The 18,689-nt window shown below is 71.5% G+C and carries 19 protein-coding genes; 4 read left to right on the top strand and 15 right to left on the bottom strand.

Features of this window, described 5'->3' with window-relative positions:
- Nucleotides 1-34 precede the first annotated feature (34 nt).
- Nucleotides 35-931, top strand: coding sequence for a diacylglycerol kinase family protein (locus ADL12_RS43340; protein ID WP_062713844.1), 897 nt, complete (start codon nucleotides 35-37; stop codon nucleotides 929-931).
- 4 nt (nucleotides 932-935) lie between these two features.
- Here ADL12_RS43340 and ADL12_RS43335 read toward each other — a convergent pair whose 3' ends face one another.
- Both ADL12_RS43335 and ADL12_RS43330 read right to left on the bottom strand, forming a co-directional pair.
- Nucleotides 936-1,541: a Uma2 family endonuclease gene (locus ADL12_RS43335; RefSeq protein WP_062713843.1), complete on the bottom strand. Its 606-nt coding sequence runs from the start codon at nucleotides 1,539-1,541 to the stop codon at nucleotides 936-938.
- A gap of 86 nt (nucleotides 1,542-1,627) precedes the next feature.
- A complete protein-coding gene (locus tag ADL12_RS43330) occupies nucleotides 1,628-2,125 on the bottom strand; it encodes a GbsR/MarR family transcriptional regulator (RefSeq protein WP_062713841.1) in 498 nt (165 codons plus the stop codon).
- Nucleotides 2,126-2,198: 73 nt separating this feature from the next.
- Here ADL12_RS43330 and ADL12_RS43325 point away from each other — a divergent pair, with 73 nt between their 5' ends.
- Together ADL12_RS43325 and ADL12_RS43320 are read left to right on the top strand one after the other, a co-directional pair.
- Nucleotides 2,199-3,164, top strand: a complete 966-nt coding sequence (locus tag ADL12_RS43325; RefSeq protein WP_062713839.1) for an ABC transporter ATP-binding protein — start codon at nucleotides 2,199-2,201, stop codon at nucleotides 3,162-3,164.
- Nucleotides 3,161-4,756, top strand: a complete 1,596-nt coding sequence (locus ADL12_RS43320) for an ABC transporter permease (RefSeq protein ID WP_062713837.1) — start codon at nucleotides 3,161-3,163, stop codon at nucleotides 4,754-4,756. The genes ADL12_RS43325 and ADL12_RS43320 overlap by 4 nt, the downstream gene beginning before the upstream one ends.
- 9 nt (nucleotides 4,757-4,765) lie before the next feature.
- On the opposite strand, the gene ADL12_RS43315 is transcribed toward ADL12_RS43320, so the two are convergent.
- The 10 genes from ADL12_RS43315 to ADL12_RS43270 all read right to left on the bottom strand — a co-directional run bounded on the left by ADL12_RS43315 (nucleotide 4,766) and on the right by ADL12_RS43270 (nucleotide 14,715).
- Nucleotides 4,766-5,326: a Uma2 family endonuclease gene (locus ADL12_RS43315; protein ID WP_062713836.1), complete on the bottom strand. Its 561-nt coding sequence runs from the start codon at nucleotides 5,324-5,326 to the stop codon at nucleotides 4,766-4,768.
- 108 nt (nucleotides 5,327-5,434) lie between these two features.
- Nucleotides 5,435-6,655 carry a cytochrome P450 gene (locus ADL12_RS43310; RefSeq protein ID WP_062713835.1) on the bottom strand — a complete coding sequence of 407 codons (1,221 nt, stop codon included), beginning with the start codon at nucleotides 6,653-6,655 and terminating at the stop codon, nucleotides 5,435-5,437.
- 41 nt (nucleotides 6,656-6,696) lie between these two features.
- Nucleotides 6,697-7,131 (bottom strand): VOC family protein, encoded by a 435-nt coding sequence (locus ADL12_RS43305; RefSeq protein ID WP_062713834.1) that lies wholly within the window; start codon nucleotides 7,129-7,131, stop codon nucleotides 6,697-6,699.
- Nucleotides 7,132-7,154: 23 nt separating this feature from the next.
- Nucleotides 7,155-7,820 carry a response regulator gene (locus ADL12_RS43300; RefSeq protein ID WP_062713833.1) on the bottom strand — a complete coding sequence of 222 codons (666 nt, stop codon included), beginning with the start codon at nucleotides 7,818-7,820 and terminating at the stop codon, nucleotides 7,155-7,157.
- On the bottom strand, nucleotides 7,817-9,154 hold the full coding sequence (locus ADL12_RS43295; RefSeq protein WP_062713832.1) for a sensor histidine kinase: 1,338 nt from the start codon (nucleotides 9,152-9,154) through the stop codon (nucleotides 7,817-7,819). The genes ADL12_RS43300 and ADL12_RS43295 overlap by 4 nt, the downstream gene beginning before the upstream one ends.
- Nucleotides 9,155-9,282: 128 nt before the next feature.
- Nucleotides 9,283-9,957, bottom strand: coding sequence for a response regulator (locus tag ADL12_RS43290; protein ID WP_062713831.1), 675 nt, complete (start codon nucleotides 9,955-9,957; stop codon nucleotides 9,283-9,285).
- 16 nt (nucleotides 9,958-9,973) lie between these two features.
- Complete coding sequence (locus ADL12_RS43285; protein ID WP_062713830.1) at nucleotides 9,974-11,320, bottom strand: sensor histidine kinase; 1,347 nt, start codon at nucleotides 11,318-11,320, stop codon at nucleotides 9,974-9,976.
- A complete protein-coding gene (locus ADL12_RS43280) occupies nucleotides 11,313-12,590 on the bottom strand; it encodes an acyltransferase family protein (protein ID WP_062713829.1) in 1,278 nt (425 codons plus the stop codon). Before ADL12_RS43280 ends, ADL12_RS43285 begins: the two co-directional genes overlap by 8 nt.
- The gene (locus ADL12_RS43275; protein WP_062713827.1) at nucleotides 12,583-13,644 is read right to left on the bottom strand and encodes an alpha/beta hydrolase; all 1,062 of its coding nucleotides are present in this window, start codon (nucleotides 13,642-13,644) and stop codon (nucleotides 12,583-12,585) included. The genes ADL12_RS43280 and ADL12_RS43275 overlap by 8 nt, the downstream gene beginning before the upstream one ends.
- 162 nt (nucleotides 13,645-13,806) lie before the next feature.
- Complete coding sequence (locus ADL12_RS43270; protein ID WP_062713826.1) at nucleotides 13,807-14,715, bottom strand: alpha/beta hydrolase; 909 nt, start codon at nucleotides 14,713-14,715, stop codon at nucleotides 13,807-13,809.
- 211 nt (nucleotides 14,716-14,926) lie between these two features.
- Here ADL12_RS43270 and ADL12_RS43265 point away from each other — a divergent pair, with 211 nt between their 5' ends.
- Entirely contained in the window at nucleotides 14,927-15,529 is a 603-nt protein-coding gene (locus tag ADL12_RS43265; protein ID WP_062713825.1) for a TetR/AcrR family transcriptional regulator, read from the top strand.
- A 259-nt stretch (nucleotides 15,530-15,788) separates the two neighbouring features.
- Here ADL12_RS43265 and kynU read toward each other — a convergent pair whose 3' ends face one another.
- From kynU to ADL12_RS43250, 3 genes are all read right to left on the bottom strand, one after another.
- Entirely contained in the window at nucleotides 15,789-17,012 is a 1,224-nt protein-coding gene (gene kynU, locus ADL12_RS43260) for a kynureninase (RefSeq protein ID WP_062713822.1), read from the bottom strand.
- Nucleotides 17,005-17,844, bottom strand: coding sequence for a tryptophan 2,3-dioxygenase family protein (locus tag ADL12_RS43255; RefSeq protein ID WP_062713821.1), 840 nt, complete (start codon nucleotides 17,842-17,844; stop codon nucleotides 17,005-17,007). The genes kynU and ADL12_RS43255 overlap by 8 nt, the downstream gene beginning before the upstream one ends.
- Nucleotides 17,845-17,996: 152 nt before the next feature.
- Nucleotides 17,997-18,410, bottom strand: coding sequence for a DUF3151 domain-containing protein (locus tag ADL12_RS43250; RefSeq protein WP_062713820.1), 414 nt, complete (start codon nucleotides 18,408-18,410; stop codon nucleotides 17,997-17,999).
- Nucleotides 18,411-18,689 lie beyond the last annotated feature (279 nt).

The following is an 18,689-nucleotide window of genomic DNA, read 5'->3' as shown; positions in this document are numbered from 1 at the left end:
TCTTGCACAAAGATGCTACCCGAGGAAGCGAGGCATGGCCGAGGTGGTGACTTTCGCGACGTCCGATCAGCTGCTGGTGGTGATCGATCCGGTCGCTCTGAGGACGGACGGGGAATCCGTCAGGATCGCGAAAGACGTGCTCAGCGCGGGTGCGGCGACGAAAGTGTGCTTGCCGGAGGGGCCGGAGGAATTCGCCCGGGCACTGGCTCGGCGCGGGTCGCGACGGCCGGTGGTGGTCGGCGACGACCGGGCTCTGCTGCGGGCGGTGTCGCTGCTGCACCGGCGGCGGGAGCTGGCCGAATGTGTGCTGTCGGTGGTGCCGGTCGGGGCGGCCCTGTCCCTGGCCGGTTCGCTGGGGGTGCCGACGGGAGCGGTCGCGGCCGCCCGGGCGGTCCTCGACGGGGTGGAGCGACGGCTGGATCTGCTCGTCGATGACAGCGACGGGGTGGTGCTGGGGGCGCTGCGGATCCCGCCGATACGGGACCCTGCCGGGCCAGCCGGCAGGAACGGGGCCGACGGAGCCCTCGGGGCCAACGGGGCGACCGCGGCGGGGCCGGGTGCGGGGCGGTCCTGGTTGCGGACGTGTCAGTCGCTCGTACGGACGCTGGCGCCGTCGCGGGCCACGTCCGCTGCCGCGCCCGGGCCCTCCCGGCTGCGGGTCGAGATCGACGGGACGACGCTGGTGGACCTCGACCAGCCCTTGGAGGCGGTGTCGGTCGCGCCGGGGGCCACGGGAGTGGCCGAGGTCGAGGTACGTCCGGCTTCGGTGGGGGCGGAGGCCTCGCCGCTGCTGGCCGAGGGACGGACCGTGACCGTGTCGGGGGCGCACTTCCGGTACCGGGCGGACGGGGTGGTGTCGGGGCCGGTGCGGACGCGGACGTGGGTGGTGCGGGAGGGGGCTTGGGGGCTTACGGTGCCGGGGGCGGGGTGAGCGGTCAGTCGTCTTCGCCTTCGGGGGCCTGGAAGCCAGTGGTGTCGAGCGTGCAGTCGAACGGGGCGGGGATCGGGAGCTTCTCGCCGAACGGCCTGGTGCAGTGTGACTCGTAGCCCTTGGCCGAGGGCGTCCAGAACACGGTGGCCTGATCTTCCTGCATGTCGAGGAGGAGGTAGACGGGGACGCCTGCCCTGCCGTAGACACGGACCTTGTCGGTCAGGTCGTCGTCACGGGTGGAAGGGGAAGTCAGCTCGGCGACGAAGGAGAGGGCTTCGCCGTCCAGACGGTTGCTGGTAGTCCGGAACGCTCGTCGAGGTGCCGCGTGGACATCTGGTCCGTATGCACGCTCATCCCCCGGGAAGACATACAGATTCGGCCCGTAGCTGACGCGGTGCCCCTCGGGAAGACAGGGCCGGAGCTGATCGCAGACCAGTTCCATGACGTCGGTGTAGTACCCCTTCGAAAACGGCGACAAGACGATGCTCCCCCTGATGATCTCGGCCTTGTAGCCGTCCGGCATGATCAGCTCGTCGAGGTCGTCCAGCAACACCTCGAAGCCGCGGGGCTCGGTACCGCTCATCGTCGGTCGCTCTGTCATCAATGTCATGATGCACCCTCCCTCTGAGGCAGACCAGCCGCAACCCAGCGTAGCCACTCCGTCACGCTCGCGCAGTCGATCTTCCGATTTGGAGATCACCCCTGGCCGAAGGTCTTCTCGCGGTGCACCCGCCACCGCTCCATCATCGCCGCGACCTCGCCTTCGATGAACTCGAAGAAGGCGAGCGTCTCGGCCAGGCGGCGACCTGCCGGGGTGTCCCCGCCGAGGCTGTTGACACCCTCGCGCAGAGCCGCCTCCCACCGCTTGAGGACGGCCTCGCGGTTGGTCAGGGCCTCGTACCACTGGTCGCCGTGCACCCGGTAGCGCTCCCGGCGCGAGCCGGGCTCCCGCTCGCGCGAGACCATGTGCGTCTGGGCCAGGTAGCGCACCGCGCCGGAGACCGCCGCGGGGCTGATCTGCAGCTGCTCGCTCAGTTCGGCGGAGGTCAGCACACCCTTGTCGGAGGCGAGGAGCGCGGCGAAGACACGGGCGGCCATGCGCTGCATCCCGGCCTCGACGAGCTGCGCCGCGAACGACTCCACGAACTTCGACACGGACTCCGCGTCACGGCCGGCCTCGACTGATTCCGTCATTCGTCCATCCTAAAGGGCCTTCATACGCTTCCTTAACTTCACAAATTTCTGAAAGAAGCGTACGTTCTGAAGCATGACGAAGGCAATCACCGTCTCCGGACTGCACAAGTCGTTCGGCAAGACGCATGCGCTCGACGGCCTCGACCTGGACGTCGAGACCGGCGAGGTCCACGGCTTCCTCGGCCCCAACGGCGCCGGCAAGTCCACCACCATCCGCGTCCTGCTCGGCCTGCTGCGCGCCGACGCGGGCGCCGCGCAGGTGCTCGGCCGCGACCCCTGGGCGGACGCGGTGGAGGTGCACCGGCGCATCGCCTACGTACCGGGGGACGTCACCCTGTGGCGGAACCTGTCCGGCGGCGAGGTCATCGACCTCTACGGCCGTCTCCATGATGGGGGCCGCGCGAAGCGCGTCAGGCAGGGTGGTGGTGGGCGACGGGCGGGCGGCCTCGACACCCGACGCCGTGCCGAACTGGTCGAGCGGTTCGAGCTGGACCCGACGAAGAAGGGCCGCACCTACTCCAAGGGCAACCGCCAGAAGGTCGCCCTCGTCGCCGCGTTCGCCTCGGACGTGGACCTGCTCATCCTCGACGAGCCGACCTCGGGCCTGGACCCGCTGATGGAGGAGGTCTTCCAGCGCTGCGTCGAGGAGGAGCGCGAGCGCGGCCGTACGATCCTGCTCTCCTCGCACATCCTCAGCGAGGTCGAGGAGCTCTGCGACCGGGTCAGCATCATCCGCAAGGGCCGTACGGTCGAGAGCGGTTCGCTCGCCGACCTGCGCCATCTGACGCGCACGAGCGTCACGGCCGAACTGGCCGGCCCGCCCAACGGGTTGTCCCATCTGCCGGGCGTCCACGACCTCGCCGTTCAGTCAATTGGGAGGGGTCAGGGCCGCCGGGTCCGGCTCCAGGTCGACACCGACAAACTCGACGCCGTACTGCGGTCGCTGAGTGAGTCGGGTGTGCGGTCGCTGACCTCGACGCCCCCGACGTTGGAGGAGCTGTTCCTGCGGCACTACCAGGAGAAGGCGGCGGCCCGATGACGACGCTCGCGGTACCGAGGTCCGGCCGCCAACTCGCGGGCACCGGCACGCTGTTGCGCTTCGCGCTGCGCCGGGACCGGGTGATGATCCCCATCTGGGTCGGCGTCAACGCGCTGATGGTCCTCTCCATGCCGAACACGCTGAAGAACCTGTACGACACCCCGGCCGAACGCGCCGACCTGCTCCACCAGGTGGCGACCAACGCCTCCTTCCGCGCGCTGATCGGCCCGGTCTTCGACACCGACCTCGGCGCGCTGACGGCCTGGCGCGGCGGCGTGTACGCCGGTGCCCTCGCGGCCGTCATGAGCCTGATCATCGTCGTACGGCACACCCGGGACGAGGAGGAGAGCGGCCGTCAGGAACTGGTGGCGTCCGGGATGGTGGGCCGCAGGGCGTCCCTGACGGCGGCCCTGCTCGCGGCGGCGGTTGCGAACGCGGTACTGGCGCTGCTGGTGGCGGCAGGGCTGGCGGGCCAGGGGGCGACTGGGGCGCTGGCCCTCGGGCTGGGGCTGGCGGGCGTGGGGATGCTGTTCTCCACGATGGCGGCGATCCTGGCGCAGCTGACGGAGAGCGCACGGCTTGCCCGGGGTCTCACGGCAGCGGTGCTCGGCACGGCCTTCGTACTGCGTGCGGCGGGCGACTCGGCCACGACCGACGGCTCCTCGGTGCTGACGTGGCTGTCGCCGCTCGGCTGGCTGGAGAACCTGCGGCCGTACGCAGACGAACGCTGGTGGGTGCTGCTGCTGTTCGCGGCGGCGGTGGCGGTCCAGGCGGCGATGGCGTACGAGCTGGCCGGACGCCGGGACGTGGGCATGAGCTTCCTGCCCACCCGCCCGGGACCGGCTATGGGGCGCTTGGGTACGGCAGGCGCACTGGCCTGGCGACTCCAGCGCGGCAGCGTGTATGGCTGGAGCATCGGCTTCTTCCTGGCCGGGGTCGTCTACGGCGGGCTCACGGAGGGCGTGGCCGACCTGGTCGGCGACAACGAGAACGCCCGCGAGATCTTCCAGCGCATGGGCGGGCAGTCCGGCATCACCGACGCCTTCCTGGCCTCGATGGTCGGCATGCTCGGGCTGATCGCCGCCCTGTACGTCGTCGGGTCGGTCCTGCGGCTGCACGGCGAGGAGACCTCGATGCGGGCGGAACCGGTGCTGGCGAACGCCGTCGGCCGGCTGCGCTGGGCCGGCGGTCACCTGATGATCGCCTTCACCGGAGCCGCGCTGATCATGCTCCTAGCAGGGCTGGGTTTCGCCGTCGGCTACGGCAAGCAGCTCGGCCCGATTCTGGGGGCCTGCCTGGTGCAGCTCCCCGCGGTGTGGGTCGTCGGCGGGCTGGCGGTCCTGCTCTACGGTGTCCTGCCGCGGGCGGCGGTGGCGGCGTGGGGTGTGGCCGGGGCGGTGCTGTTGATCGGCTGGGTCGGGCCGGCGCTGGATGCTCCGCAGGCGGTGCTGGATGTGTCGCCGTTCGGGCATCTGCCGAAGCTGCCGGGCGGGGGGATGGAGTGGGGGCCGGTGCTGGTGCTGCTGGGGCTGGCGGTGGTGCTTACCGCCGCGGGCCTGGCGGGGCTGCGGCGGCGGGACATGACGACCTGACGGGGCGGCTCAGTCGACGTACTGCTTGAGCTTCTCGGTGTCGAGTTCGATGCCGAGGGGCTCTGGCAGGCACAGCTTCGCGCCGAAGGCAGCTCGGCGACTGTAGCGGTATCCGACGCGCGGGTCCGGCTCGCTGTACAGGGTGACTGTGCAGTTGCCACGGTCGATCAGCAGATAGAACGGGATGCCAGCCTCGCCATAAGCCCGGGGTTTCTCCACACGGTCCCAGTGGTGCGTGTACGGGTCATGCGACGTGATCTCCACCGTCATCAGCACACCGTCGGGATCGGACCAGTCCCCGTCCCCCGAGAAGTGCCCGACCGGCGCCAGCACGCCGTCGGGCAGGACGCGGCCCTGGCCATGTGCCTCCACCTTCAGTCCCCGCGACGGGTAGAGGCCGAGCTCGGGCCTGGACTGCATCCACTGGTGGAGCAACCACATGACGAGACTGCCATGGTTGCCATGGGTCGCCTTCTTGAGCCCGATCCGACCGCCAAGGAACTCGAAACGGACGGTCTCGATCTCGCGCTCGGCAAATGCCGCGATCCGCTCGAATTCCGCCACCAACAGCTGATCCGAAGTGCCCGTCGTGGTGCCTCCCTTCGCAGGCGGGCACCAGCTTGACGAGTCACTCGTGAACGTCGCTCGGAATCTCTCGGTGATCAGCCGAACGTGTGATCACCCCACCTCGACGCGCAGCCCCTCCAATCCCCGGATCACAAAGTTCGGCTTCCGCTCCGGCTCCGCCGCCAACCACAACGTCGGCGCCTTCTCCAGCAGCGCCGTCATCGACGCCGCCAGCTCGATCCGGGCCAGCGGAGCACCGATGCAGTAGTGGATCCCGGCGCTGAAGGAGATGTGCGGGCTCTCCTTGCGCGTAAGGTCCAGCTGGTCCGGGGCCTCGAAGACCGCCTGGTCATGGTTCGCGGAACCGAACAGCATCGCGATCTCCGCGCCCCTCGGGATCACCGTTCCGTCGATCTCGATTTCGTCCAGGACCCAGCGTTCGAAAAGCTGGAGCGGGGTGTCGTAGCGCATCAGCTCCTCGATCGCCGAGGGGACCAGGGAGTGGTCGGCGCGCAGGGCCGCCAGCTGGTCGGGGTTGCGGAAGAGGGCGTACCAGCCGTTGACGGTGGCGTTCACCGTGGCCTCGTGGCCGGCGTTGAGGAGGAGGACGGCCGTCGAGATCATCTCCTGCTCGGTCAGGCGGTCGCCCTCGTCGTACGCCGCGATCAGGCCGGAGATCAGGTCCTCGCCGGGCTCCTTGCGGCGGGCCGCGATCAGCTCGCGGAGGTACTCGGTGAACTCGACCGAGGCACGGACCGCCCTGGTCGCCGTCTCCTGCGACGGGTTCAGCTCGTACATCCCGCAGATGTCCGCCGACCAGGGCCGCAGCTGCGGCCGGTCCGGCTCCGGGATGCCCAGCATCTCGGCGATCACGGCGACGGGCAACGGCTCCGCCACGTCCGTCAGCAGGTCGCCGCCGCCCTTCTCGACGAGCGCCGCCACCAGGTCACCGGCCAGCTCCCGCACATACGGCTTCAGCTGCTCCACCGTGCGCGGCGTGAACGCCTTCGACACCAGCCGACGGATCCGGGTGTGGTCCGGCGGTTCCAGGTCGAGCATCCCGTGGTCGTTGAGGACGTGGAACGGCTCGTGCTCCGGCGGCGGCGCTGTCCGCCCGAAGTCCTCGTGCGTGAACCGGTGCTGGTAGGTCCGGCCGAGGCGGCGGTCGCGCAGCAGCGCCGAGACGTCCGCGTGGTGCGGCACCAGCCACTGGTTCGTGGGCTCGAAGTACTGCACCCGGCCCCGGGCACGCAGTGCGGCGTAGGCGGGGTACGGGTCGGCCAGGAACCCCGGGTCCCAGGGGTCGAAAGCGAGGTCGGAAGGAGCTGCCATGCACGGACGTTAGACCGCCGCCCCCCTCTGTGACCAGGGGTCTAGGCCGCGCCGAAGTCGGGGAGAGTGATCGTGCCGTCCTCGGCGAGAGGGAAGCCGGGGTTGTGGGCGACCTCCCAGGCGTGGCCGTCGGGATCGACGAAGGCGCTGGAGTAGAACCCGATGGCGTTGACGGCCGCCGGCTTGGTGACGGTCCCGCCGGCCCCTTCCACGGCCGCGAGGAGCGCGTCGACCTCGGCCTCGGACCGGACGTTGTGCGCGAGGACGATCCCGCCGAAGCCGCCCGCCTGCCCGGGCTCCAGACCGCAGTCCCGCGCCAGCTTGTCCCGGCCCCACAGCACCAGCCCCAGGCCACCCGCCTGGAAGAAAACGGTCTCCTCGACCTCCTGCCCCCGCCAGCCCAGGGCCTCGTAGAAAGCCTTGGACCGGGCGAGGTCGGAGACTCCCAGCGTGATCAACGTGATGCGCTGTTCCATCCCCTCACCGTACGGCTCAGCCCTCAGCCCGGCGTGACCAGCCGCGCCTCGTATGCGAAAACCGCCGCCTGCGTACGGTCCCGCAGGCCCAGCTTCACCAGGATCCGGCTGACGTGGGTCTTGATCGTCGACTCGGCGACCACCAGCCGCTCGGCTATCTCCGAGTTCGACAGGCCCTGCGCGATCAGCACCAGCACCTCCGTCTCCCGCTCGGTCAGATCCCCGTACGCCGCGTGCGCGGAGGACATCAGGCGCGGGGAGTCGGACAGCTTCGAGAACTCCGTGATCAACCGGCGGGTGACGGAGGGGGCGAGGAGGGCCTCGCCGGCCGCCACCACCCTTACCCCGTCGGCGAGTTGGCGCGCGGAGGCGTCCTTCAGCAGGAATCCCGAGGCTCCCGCGCGCAGCGCCTGGTACACGTACTCGTCGAGGTCGAAGGTCGTCAGTACCAGCACCTTGGCCGCACCGTTCGCCGCGACGATCTCCCGGGTGGCTTCGATGCCGTTCAGCTCCGGCATGCGGATGTCCATCAGCACGACGTCGGGGGAGAGATCGCGGACCCGGTCCACCGCCTCCCGACCGTTGACGGCCTCGCCGACGACCTCGATGTCCGGCATCGCGTTCAGCAGGACCGAGAAGCCTTCGCGCACCATCATCTGGTCGTCCGCGATCAGCACGCGGATGCTCATGAGCCGTCCTCTGTCGTCGTGGTGACCGGCAGGAACACCGTCACCTCGTAGCCCCCTTCGTCCGAAGGGCCCGCCGTCATCTCGCCGTTCAGCATGGTGACGCGCTCCCGCATGCCCGTGATGCCGTGCCCGGCGCCGGGCGAGGGCTTCACCAGTGCCGGCGCGGGCGGCGGGCCGTTGACTATGCGCAGGCCCAGGCCGCCGAGGACGTAGCCGATCTCGACGCGGGCGCTCGCGCCGGGGGCGTGGCGCAGGCTGTTGCTCAGCGCCTCCTGCACGATGCGGTACGCCGACAGCTCGACGCCCTGCGGGAGTGCGCGCACCGCTCCGGTCACCGTCTTCTCCACGTCCAGACCCGCGTCGCGCACATTGGCCAGCAGCGCGTCCAGGTCGGCGAGCGTGGGCTGCGGGGCGTCCGGCGCTTCGTAGTCCTCGGCACGCACGACGCCCAGCACGCGGCGCAGCTCGGTCAGGGCCGCCACCGCGTTCTCCCGGATGGTGGCGAAGGCCCGCTCCAGCTCCGGCGGCGGGTTCTCCACCCGGTAGGGGGCGGCCTCGGCCTGGATGGCGACGACCGACATGTGGTGGGCGACCACGTCGTGCAGCTCGCGGGCGATGTTCGTGCGCTCCTCCAGCAGGGTGCGCCGGGAGCGCTCGTGGGCGGTCACCGTCTGCTGTGCGGTCACCTCTTGCCGGGCCTCCCTGCGGGTGTGCCAGACGGCGACGACCAGCAGGACCAGCGCGGAGAAGACCAGCATGGGGGCGGTGTCGTCGCCGTAGTAGTACCCCGGGCCGAACAGCACGTCCGCCGCGAAGCCGTACGCCGCGGTGACGGCCCACATGTACGCGGCCGTGCGCGGCCTGGTGCGTATCGCCACGACCGTGAGCACGATCAGATGGCAGGCGAAGCTGCCGGGCAGCCAGGGCCAGCCGTCCGAGGAGCTGCCGAAGACCTGGCTGACCGGGGTGGCCGCCATGGACAACCAGAACGCTCCGACCGGCCGGAGCATGGTCAGCAGGATCGGGATCACGGCGAGCGGACCGAGCAGCACGGCCGCGCTGTCGTTGTCGACGGTGGCCATGAGCAGCGCGATCAGGGCGGCCGTGGCCAGCACGGCGTGCGGTGTCCAGCCCGCGTACTCCCGCAGGCGGCCCGGCAGCCGACGGGTCAGCCATCCGTCGACACTCATCCGCGGCAGCGGGCGGTAGGCGAAGGCGTCGTGGAACAGGTCCTGCCGCAGCCCGTGCAGGGCGCCCGCGGCCAGCCGGAGCTCCGGGGTGCGCTGCTTGGCCGCGTCCCCCGGCGGGGTCGGCATCTGGGTCGTCTCGGTCACATACAGAACGGTAGGCGCAAGGCCGTGTCACGGTCGTCCCCACGGAGAGGGGTTCCCGCAGGTCCATCTCAGGTACTACGGGTATCCCCGCTGGTCGTGCCCGGCGCGGGCCCCGCCGGGACCCGCGGTCAGTATCCGGCCGGCCGCACCAGTCCCGACTCGTAGGCGAACACCGCCGCCTGCGTCCGGTCGCGCAGCCCCAGCTTCACCAGGATGCGGCCCACGTGGGTCTTCACGGTCTGCTCGGCGACGACGAGGCGTTCGGCGATCTCCGCGTTCGACAGGCCCTGGGCGATCAGGGCGAGGACCTCCGTCTCCCGTTCGGTCAGGTCGCCGACGCGTTCCTTGAGCGGGGCCCGGGGCCGGTCGTCCAGGCGGGAGAACTCGGCGATCAGACGACGGGTGATGCCGGGCGCGAGCAGCGCGTCGCCGGCCGCCACGACCCGTACCGCCTCGGCCAGCTGGTCGGCGGAGGCGTCCTTGAGGAGGAAGCCCGAGGCTCCCGCGCGCAGCGCCTCGTACACGTACTCGTCGAGGTCGAAGGTGGTCAGCACCAGCACCTTGATGTGCGGTGACTCGGTGGTGATGCGGCGGGTGGCCTCGATACCGCCGAGTTCGGGCATGCGGATGTCCATCAGCACGACGTCGGGGGTGAGTTCGGCGACCTTCGCGACCGCGTCCAGGCCGTCGACCGCCTGGCCGATCACATCGATGTCGGGCTTGGTGTTGAGCAGCACGGTGAATCCCTGCCGGACCATCTGCTGGTCGTCGGCGATGACTACGCGGATGGGGCTGCTCGTCATGGGGACGGTTCTCCTGTCAGGGATGGGCAGTGGGCGGGGTGTCGCCCCGCGGGAGGAAGGCCGAGACCGCGAAACCGCCCTGCTGGGTAGGGGCCGCGGTGAGGTGGCCACCGAGCATCGCCGCTCGCTCGCGCATGCCGAGCAGGCCGTGTCCCGCGCCTGGGGAGGGCGGAACGCGTTGCTGCGGGCGGGAGTTGACGACGCCCAGATGCAGGCCGTGGAAGTCGTGGGAGATCTCGACGCGCACTTCCGAGCCCGGTGCGTGCCGCAGGGCGTTGCTGAGCGCCTCCTGGACGATCCGGTACGCGGACAGTTCCACGCCCGTGGGGTACTGGGGAGCCTCGCCCCTGATGTCGGTGACGACGTCCAGTCCGGCGGCACGAGTGTTGTCGATGAGGGCGTCGAGCCGGTCGAGCATGGGCTGGGGGGCGTCCGGGGCGGCTGCGGTGCCGGGTTCGCCGAGGCCGTAGGGGTCCTCCCGGTTCTCGGAGCGCAGGACGCCCAGGACGTGGCGCAGTTCGGTGAGCGCGTCCAGGGCATTCTGCCGGATGCCCGCGAGGTTCTCCTTCAGCTCCTCGGAGGGGTTCTCCACCAGGTGCGGGGCCACCTGGGCCTGGATGGAGATCACCGACATGTGGTGGGCGACCACGTCGTGCAGTTCGCGGGCGATGTTCGTGCGCTCCTCCAGCAGGGTGCGCCGGGCCCGCTCCTCGGCGGTGATGGTGGTCTGCCGGCCGAGTTCTGCACGGGCCTCCCGGCGACCGCGCAGCGCCGTGCCGAGCAGCACGACCACCGCGAACAGGATGATCGCGAGCACTCCGGTGGGCTGGTAGTCGCGCGCCCCCCACAGCCCCTGGATGACGTAGGTGACGAGCGCGGTCAGCACCAGCGTCTCCAGGGACACCCGAGCGCGTACCCGCAGGGCGAGCAGGAGCAGCACGGCCATCTGACCGATGATCCCGGCCGCGGTCCAGGGCCAGACGAAGTCGTGCGCGCCACCGGCCAGCAGCTGGCGGCGCACCTCTACGGCGCCCCCCACCATGGCCGCCGTCGACAGCCACCACGCGGGGACCGGCCGCCACAGCGCGAGGATGACCGCGCCACCCTGCGCGAGCCCGATCAGGAAGGCGACCTGGGCGCCCACCCCGCCGTTGTCCTGCAGTTGTGCCACGGCGCCGAGGGTGACGCCGAACGCGACCAGGCACAGCACGCCGTGCGGCAGCCAGCGCACCCACGTGGAGGGGGGCAGCGGGTCCGCCCTGAGGGTCCACAGGTCGTCGCGCAGTACCCGCAGCCAGCGCCGGACTCGACTCACGAACGCGTGCTGGATCCCCGTCTCCGTCACGCGACCAACCCTAGGCATGGTGGTGTTCCTTCGCCGCACTGCCGCGAGATGCCGGGTGGGACCGGACGACCCTGGACCGGCGGCCGGTCGAGCGGCGAGGGCCTTGCTCGTAGGTGCGGAATGCCGTCCAGCACAGGGCCAGGGCCAGGGTGAACAGGGGGAGCCAGGCCAGCCGGGCCGCCACCCAGCCGAGGTGGTCGGGGACGGTGTGCAGGCCGGGGAGGTGGCCTGCCGTCAGGCCCGTGGCTGTGGTCGCCATCAGGGCCGTCTGGTGCCAGAGGAAGATCGTCATCGCCGAGAGGTTGAGCAGGGCCACCGCCGCCCAGGCCAGGGGGCGGCGCATCGTGCGGCGCAGTGGCTCGCGAAGGAGCAGGGCGAGGCCGCACTGGGCCAGGCCGAAGGTGACGGCGGCCAGCGTGGGCGGGTTGAGGTTGGAGATTCCGGCGCCGGGGACGCCGACCATGGACGCGGGGTATCCCGCCCAGGCGATCAGTGCGGCCGTGGCCGCTGCGCCGCCCGTCAGCAGGATCCAGCCGGCGCGGCGGCGCTCCAGCTCGCCCCGGGTCCAGGCCGCTCCCAGGGTGTATGGCACCAACCAGCCGGCCGCCACGTTCGCCCAGCCGAGCCAGGCGGGGCCGCCCAGGCCGAAGCGGATCAGGTCCACATGGAGGACGACCGCGAGGGGCCAGAGCGGGTTGAGGCGGAGGAGCAGGGGCGTTGCCGCCGTCAGCGCGGCGAAGACCAGCAGGAACCACAGCGGGGACAGGGCCAGTTTGAGCAGGGTGTGGATGGTGCCGGCGTCCGTGCCGGAGAGGAGCAGCAGGACCGACGCCACCGTCCACAGGGTGAGGATCGCCGCCACCGGCTTGAACAGGCGGGACAGACGCGACGCCAGCCACTGTCCGTACTCCCCCACTCTCGAATTCGCTCGAGCGGGAGGTGTCCCCACGCCGCGCGCTCGGGCCGAGGTGTAGCCGCGGGTGGCCACATGGCCGCCGACCAGGAAGAACACGGCGAGGGTCTGGAAGACCCAGGAGATCGGGGCCAGCCAGGGCATGTAGTGGAGCGGGCTCGCGGTGCGCAGGCCGACTCCGCCGTCCGCCACCAGGGCCGTCACCAGCCAGTGGCCGAGGACGACACCGAGGATGGCGAAGGCCCGCAGGGCGTCGACGGCCCGGTCCCGGTCGGCGGGGGTGACGGCGTCGACACGGGCGGCGCCCCGGCGTATGCCCTTCCACGCGCCGCGCAGGCGCCCTTCAGCAGGGGACTCGGACTCGGACTCAGCCATGGGTCACCTCCGAGGTCTCGCCCAGGACGATGCGGGTCAGGTTGGCCAGGGACGTCGAGCCCGCCCTGAAGTAGTCGCTGTGGCCGCCGCCGCCCGCCGCGAAGACCCGGGCGCCGAAGGACGGGGACATCGGGTCGGTGCCGAAGCCGACGGTCGTGCCGAGCAGGTCGAGCCTGACGTGCGGCACCTCCGCCACCCAGTCGTCACTGCCGCGGGCCGCCCAGACGCGGGCCGGGGTGTGCAGGGCCGCCGCGGTGTCCGCGCCGGTGCCGGGGCTGCCGACCAGGACGATGTCGTCCACGTCCAGGTGGAAGGCCGCACGGCCGCAGACCACCGAGCCGTAGGAGTGGCAGAGGAGGGAAATGCGCGGTTTCCTGCCAGTCGGCCCGGCCGGCCCGTCCGGCCCGCCATCGGTGTTCGAGGAGCGGTCCGCGAGGGCGCGCAGCTGCCGTATGAACTCCCGCAGCTTCGGGGCCGCCTCCTCGGCTCGGCCCGCCGTCGTGACCGTGGTGCTGACCGTGGCCGGGGTTTCGTAGCCGAGCCAGGCGACCACCGCGGTGCCGGTGCCCTGCGGGGCTTCCCGGGTGAGGCGTTCGTGCAGGGCCCGGGCGGCGTCGCGGAAACGGTCGTATGTGTCGATGGACGTGTCGGAGCCCGGGACCAGGACCGCGATGCGCTCGGCGTGGGCCAGGTCGCCGAAGACCTCCGTCGCGAGACCGGCGCCGCGGCCGTCGAAGGAGAGGAAGTGGCGGGACGGTGCGGCCATCGCGCGGTCCGCCGCGGCCCGTTCGCGGTTGCCGTGGGCCACGGCCATGCGGGACGCCTCGGCGGCGTTGGCGCGGTTGGCCGCGTACGCCTCGTCCAGGGTCGCCGCCGTCACCGGTGCGAGGGCGGCCGGGGCCGGGGCGGGGATCTCAGGACGTGCGGCGCCGGACAGCGGGACGACCACGGCACCGGTGATCAGGGTGGCGAGCAGAGCTCGGCGCCCTCTGTGCCTGCGGTGGGTCTTCTTCTCCGGCTCGCCCGTCCCGGCTGCCCCCGTGGTGCGCCCCATGGTCGCCTTCCCCTTCCAGTCCGCCCGGCCAACGGGCTTGTCTGGAGGGGAAATTACGGATCCGGCTTCGTCGTCCGCGTCCCGCCAGGGAGCTCACCTGCGACGTAGCTCTCAGGTATTACGGGTATGAAGGGGCGCACCCCGTAGGAGACTGGCGCCGCCTCACCAAGCCAGCTGCGCGATCTCCTCCACCACCACCGCGCACGCATCCGCCGCCGGATCGATCAGCGGAAAGTGCCCGACGTCCTCCAGCAGCGTCAGACCGACCACCTCCCCGGCCTTCGCCGCCGCATCCGCGTACGACTCGGCGACCGCCTGCGGGACCACGATGTCCGCGCGGCCCTGGACGAGCGTCGTCGCGATGCCGGTCGGGAGCAGCAGCGCGGGGTCGGCGTAGGGCTGACGCTCGGCGAACTCCACTCCTGTGCCGAGGAGTTGCCGCGCGGCACCCCCGCAGACGTCCAGCTTGTCGGCGACCGTGAAGTCGGCGATCGGGGCCAGCGCGACGACACCCCGCAGCGGCACGGGACGGGCGATGCGCCAGGGGGCGTCCGCGGGGAGGACATGGCGGGCCGCCGCCCAGAGAGCCAGGTGGCCGCCGGCGGAGTGACCGGTGAGCACGGTCCGGCGTGGATCGGCCTGCGGGAGCGTCTCCCGTACGAGTGCGGGCAGCGCGTCCAGCGCGGCGGCCACGTCGTCGAAGGTGTCCGGCCAGCGTCCGGCGACCGGACCGCCGCCCGCCCTCGAATCCGCCGCGCCGCCCGCACCCTGCGTGACGTCCGCCCCCCGCCGGTACTCCACATTGGCCACGGCGAACCCCCGCCGAGCCATGAAGTCCGCGAACGGCGTGACATGCCGCCGGTCGTACGGAGCCCGCCACGCCCCGCCGTGCAGGACGACGACCAGCGGGGCCAGACCATCCGGCCCGGCCTCGCCGCGCGGCGCGTAGAAGTCGATCACCTGGTCGGGGTGGTCGCCGTACGAGGCGATGGCGTCGGGGTCGACGGGCGGGTGCGAGAAGGCCGACTCCTCTTCGGCAGCGGCCCGGGCTGCTGCGACGTCGTCCGGCATGCTCCAACCTCTCAGCAATGAAACGGATTTGGGGGAAAGCGGGGGTGGCGGACCAGGTGGGAATTCGGCGCGCTGGCGGGGACGGTATCAGGCGGGTGACGTGCGCCAACACACGGATGTCACGCTCGGTGAGGGCTAAACGGCCCTGTGGTTTCGTTACGCTGGCAGCGCGCATCGCACCACAGCTCGTACGTGCACCAAGGAGGCCGATATGTCCGCCGAACCCGGCACCGTACGTCCCGGAGGGCGTACCGCGCGTGTCCGTGCGGCCGTCCTGCGGGTGGCCGGAGATGTGCTCGTGGAGCAGGGTTTCGACTGCCTCGACCTCGCGGACGTCGCCCGCCGCGCGGAGGTGGGCAAGACGACCGTGTACCGGCGGTGGGGCTCGGTGACGGGGCTGGTGGCCGACCTGCTCGCCGACATGGCCGAGCAGTCGCTGCCGCGCGAGGAGACCGGGTCCGCGCTCGGGGACCTGCGGGCCAACGCGGCGCTGGTGCAGCGGACGCTGGCGGACTCCCGGCAGGGCGCCCTGTTCCGCGCCGTCATCGCCGCGGCGACCTGCGACGAACGCACGGCGCAGGCGCTGCGGCGGTTCTACGAGGTGAGGGTCGCGGAGTGGGCACCCTGCGTCGAACAGGGCGTCGCCAGAGGGGAGTTGCCCACCGGTACGGACGCGGAGGCGGTCGTACGGGCGGTGTCGGCCCCCCTCTACTACCAGCTGCTGACGACCGGGGTGATCCCCGACGCCCCCGCCGCGGAGCGCGCCGCGCGGGCGGCGCATGCGGCTGCCGTGGCGGGGGTGTACGTCGGTTAGGGCCTGTCCGGTGGATCATGCCGGCGTCGCGGTGCCTGGCACGCGCTCCCCAGAGGGGGGACCCCCAGCCGCGTTGTCGTCGGTCGCCGACTCCCCCACTCTCGACTTCGCTCGAGCGGGGGGACCCCCATCGCGTCGCCCGCTGCGGTAGCGGCTGATCGACACGGCTCCTCCGCCTTGCAGCTGCACGCACCAGGCACCGCTCGGCTCGGCCGGTCTGCACTGTTTCTTGCAGCCGGCCTGATCCGCCGGACAGGCCCTAGCGTCTCCGCGCCTCCCCCAGCACCTCGGCCAGCACCCGCGCCGCCCGCTCCACATCCGCGAACCCGACGTACAGCGGCGTGAAACCGAAGCGCAGCACGTCCGGGTGGCGGAAGTCGCCGACCACGCCCCGTTCGATGAGCGCCTTCATCACGTCCCCGGCACCCTCGCAGCGCAGCGCGACCTGACTGCCGCGCTCCGCATGGGCCACCGGAGTGACCGACTCCACGCGCCCGTCCGGCACATACGCCCCGACGCACTCCAGGAAGAAGTCGGTCAGCGCGAGCGACTTGGCCCGCACCGCCTCGATCGACACGCCCTCCCAGACGTCCAGCGCGGCCTCCAGGGCGAGCATGGAGAGGATGTCCGGCGTGCCGACGCGACCGCGCAGTGCGCCCGCCGCCGGTGCGAAGTCGCTGCGCATGCCGAAGGGCTCGGCGTGCGAGTTCCAGCCGGGGAGCGGGGAGTCGAAGCGGTCCTGCAGGTCACTTCGCACATACAGGTACGCCGGCGAACCCGGCCCGCCGTTCAGGTACTTGTACGTGCAGCCGACCGCCAGGTCGACGCCGTGCTCGTCCAGCCCCACCGGCAGCGCACCCGCACTGTGACAGAGGTCCCAGACGGCGTACGCCCCCGCCGCGTGCACGGCGGCCGTGAGTGCGGGCAGGTCGTGCAGCCGGCCGGTGCGGTAGTCGACGTGGTTCAGCAGGACGGCGGCCGTACGGCCGGACAGCGCGCCCGGCACCTGCGCCGGGGTCACCGGCCGCGGCGCACACCCCGTCATCCGCGCCGCCGACTCGGCGATGTACCCGTCCGTGGGGAAGGTCGTCGCGTCGACCAGGATCTCGTCCCGGCCGCCCCCGCCGACAACGGGATTCGCCATCCGCACGGCCGCAACAACCGCCTTGAAAACATTGACACTTGTCGAGTCGCCGACCACGATCTGGCCGGGCGCCGCCCCCACCAGCGGAGCGATCCGGTCGCCGATCCGCTCGGGCGCGGTCCACCAGCCGCTCTCGTCCCAGGACCGGATGCGCAGCCCGCCCCACTGGCGCCGTACGACGTCCTCGACCCGCCCCGGGACGTTCGCCGGGAGGGCGCCCAGGGAGTTGCCGTCGAGGTAGACAACCTCATCCAGTACGAACTGCTTGCGGGCAGCGGCCAGTTCGTCGGCCGCGTCCAGCGCCCCCGCCTTGGCGGCGAGTTCCGCGAACTCAGACATGAGACCTCGCCGTCCACAGCTCCGGGAACACGTTCTTCTGCGCCCGCTTCTCCAGCCAGGCCACCCCGGCCGAACCGCCCGTACCGGCCTTGGCGCCCATCGCGCGCCGGGTGGCGACCAGGTGGTCGTTGCGCCAGCGCCAGACCAGCTCCGCCACATCGGTCAGCGCCTCGCCGAGGCGGGCGAGCTCGGAGTTCTGGTCGCCTGCGTAGATGCCGGTCCAGACGGCCTCCACCGCGGCCGACGGCTCGTACCGCTGCGACACGTCGCGCTTCAGCACGCTCTCCGGGACCGCGCAGCCGCGCCGGGCGAGGAAGCGCAGCACCTCGTCGTACAGGCTCGGCTCATGCAGCGCCTTCTCCAGTTCCGCGTGAACGCGCGGGGCGCCGCGGTGCGGGACCAGCATGGACGCGGACTTCTCGGCGAGCAGGAACTCCATGCGCCGGTACATCGCCGACTGGAAGCCGGAGCCCTCACCGAGGGCGCTGCGGTACGCGTTGAACTGGGCCGGCGTGAGCTGGCCGAGCGGCTTCCAGGAGGCGTTCAGGGCCTCCAGTTCCCGTACGGAACGCTTGAGCGCGTCGATCGCCACCGGCACCCGGTCCTCGCGGAGGGCGTTCGTCGCCGTCTCCCACTCGTGGACGATGACCGTGAACCACAGCTCCATCACCTGGGTCGTGACCAGGAAGACCATCTCTCCGGGGTCGTCGGAGAGGGTGTGCTGGAGGTGGGTGAGGACATCCGCCTGTACGTAGTCCTCGTACGGCGTGGTGCCTGCGAAGTCGAGATGCGGAGTCGACGGCTCTTCAGCCTCGTGAGCCTCGTGGGACATCGCTGTCTCCTGTTGTAACTCCGGGTAGCGGTCCGCCCCTGCCGTTATCGACACGGGGGCCCCGGTCCCCGCCGGGCATCTTCTTCGATGGTCCGCCGAAAAGGCAAGGCCCGCCTGATCACACAGGCGGGCCAGAGGTTCTCGTTCTTCGACTACCCCAGGGTCTGGGCCGCCGTCGGCGAGGAGTCCTTCAGGAACTGCGTGCAGCGCTCGTACTCCTCCTGCTCGCCGATGGCTCCGGCGGCGCGGGCGAGGCCGTGCAGGGCACGCAGGAAGCCGCGGTTCGGCTCGTGCTCCCAGGGGACGGGACCGTGTCCCTTCCAGCCGTTCCGGCGCAGCGCGTCCAGGCCGCGGTGGTAGCCCGTACGGGCATAGGCGTACGACTCCACGACACTGCCCCGCTCGAACGCGTCGTCCGCCAGCTGGGCCCAGGCCAGCGAGGAGGTCGGGTGCTTCGCGGCGACGTCCGCGGGCGCGGTTCCGCCGGCGAGCAGCTCGCGCGGCTCGGGGTCGTCGGGGAGGTGGGTCGGGGGCGGGCCCCCGAGGAGGTTCTCGTGAATCGTCATGGGTTCCAGTCTGAGGCATCGGACGCCACGACCACGGGCTCAGGTCCCACCGGATGCCTACGCCAGAAACCTCTGGCGGCCGTGTGCCGGGCACAAACACGACCATCCCTGGCCCCCACCCACCCGCAGGGGCTTCGCCTCACGGTGCTGACGGTCACGTCCCAGCGCCGGTCGGTCATCCAGCCCGTCCGGCGTTTGAGGACGAGGCCCGTTCAGGGCCGAAGCGGGGGTCCAGGGGGCGGCAGCCCCCTGGCGGGGTCGAAGGGGCGGAGCCCCTTC

The sequence above is a fragment of the Streptomyces regalis genome, assembly GCF_001509475.1.
GTDB lineage: Bacteria > Actinomycetota > Actinomycetes > Streptomycetales > Streptomycetaceae > Streptomyces > Streptomyces regalis.
This window is presented reverse-complemented; position numbering and strand designations above follow the sequence as displayed.

Excerpts from the sequence above, each read along its gene's own strand:
- ADL12_RS43340 (WP_062713844.1), top strand. The coding sequence starts at position 35 with ATGGCCGAGGTGGTGACTTTCGCGACGTCCGATCAGCTGCTGGTGGTG.
- ADL12_RS43335 (WP_062713843.1), bottom strand. The coding sequence starts at position 1,541 with ATGACATTGATGACAGAGCGACCGACGATGAGCGGTACCGAGCCCCGC.
- ADL12_RS43330 (WP_062713841.1), bottom strand. The coding sequence starts at position 2,125 with ATGACGGAATCAGTCGAGGCCGGCCGTGACGCGGAGTCCGTGTCGAAG.
- ADL12_RS43325 (WP_062713839.1), top strand. The coding sequence starts at position 2,199 with ATGACGAAGGCAATCACCGTCTCCGGACTGCACAAGTCGTTCGGCAAG.
- ADL12_RS43320 (WP_062713837.1), top strand. The coding sequence starts at position 3,161 with ATGACGACGCTCGCGGTACCGAGGTCCGGCCGCCAACTCGCGGGCACC.
- ADL12_RS43310 (WP_062713835.1), bottom strand. The coding sequence starts at position 6,655 with ATGGCAGCTCCTTCCGACCTCGCTTTCGACCCCTGGGACCCGGGGTTC.
- ADL12_RS43305 (WP_062713834.1), bottom strand. The coding sequence starts at position 7,131 with ATGGAACAGCGCATCACGTTGATCACGCTGGGAGTCTCCGACCTCGCC.
- ADL12_RS43300 (WP_062713833.1), bottom strand. The coding sequence starts at position 7,820 with ATGAGCATCCGCGTGCTGATCGCGGACGACCAGATGATGGTGCGCGAA.
- ADL12_RS43290 (WP_062713831.1), bottom strand. The coding sequence starts at position 9,957 with ATGACGAGCAGCCCCATCCGCGTAGTCATCGCCGACGACCAGCAGATG.
- ADL12_RS43285 (WP_062713830.1), bottom strand. The coding sequence starts at position 11,320 with ATGCCTAGGGTTGGTCGCGTGACGGAGACGGGGATCCAGCACGCGTTC.
- ADL12_RS43280 (WP_062713829.1), bottom strand. The coding sequence starts at position 12,590 with ATGGCTGAGTCCGAGTCCGAGTCCCCTGCTGAAGGGCGCCTGCGCGGC.
- ADL12_RS43275 (WP_062713827.1), bottom strand. The coding sequence starts at position 13,644 with ATGGGGCGCACCACGGGGGCAGCCGGGACGGGCGAGCCGGAGAAGAAG.
- ADL12_RS43270 (WP_062713826.1), bottom strand. The coding sequence starts at position 14,715 with ATGCCGGACGACGTCGCAGCAGCCCGGGCCGCTGCCGAAGAGGAGTCG.
- ADL12_RS43265 (WP_062713825.1), top strand. The coding sequence starts at position 14,927 with ATGTCCGCCGAACCCGGCACCGTACGTCCCGGAGGGCGTACCGCGCGT.
- kynU (WP_062713822.1), bottom strand. The coding sequence starts at position 17,012 with ATGTCTGAGTTCGCGGAACTCGCCGCCAAGGCGGGGGCGCTGGACGCG.
- ADL12_RS43255 (WP_062713821.1), bottom strand. The coding sequence starts at position 17,844 with ATGTCCCACGAGGCTCACGAGGCTGAAGAGCCGTCGACTCCGCATCTC.
- ADL12_RS43250 (WP_062713820.1), bottom strand. The coding sequence starts at position 18,410 with ATGACGATTCACGAGAACCTCCTCGGGGGCCCGCCCCCGACCCACCTC.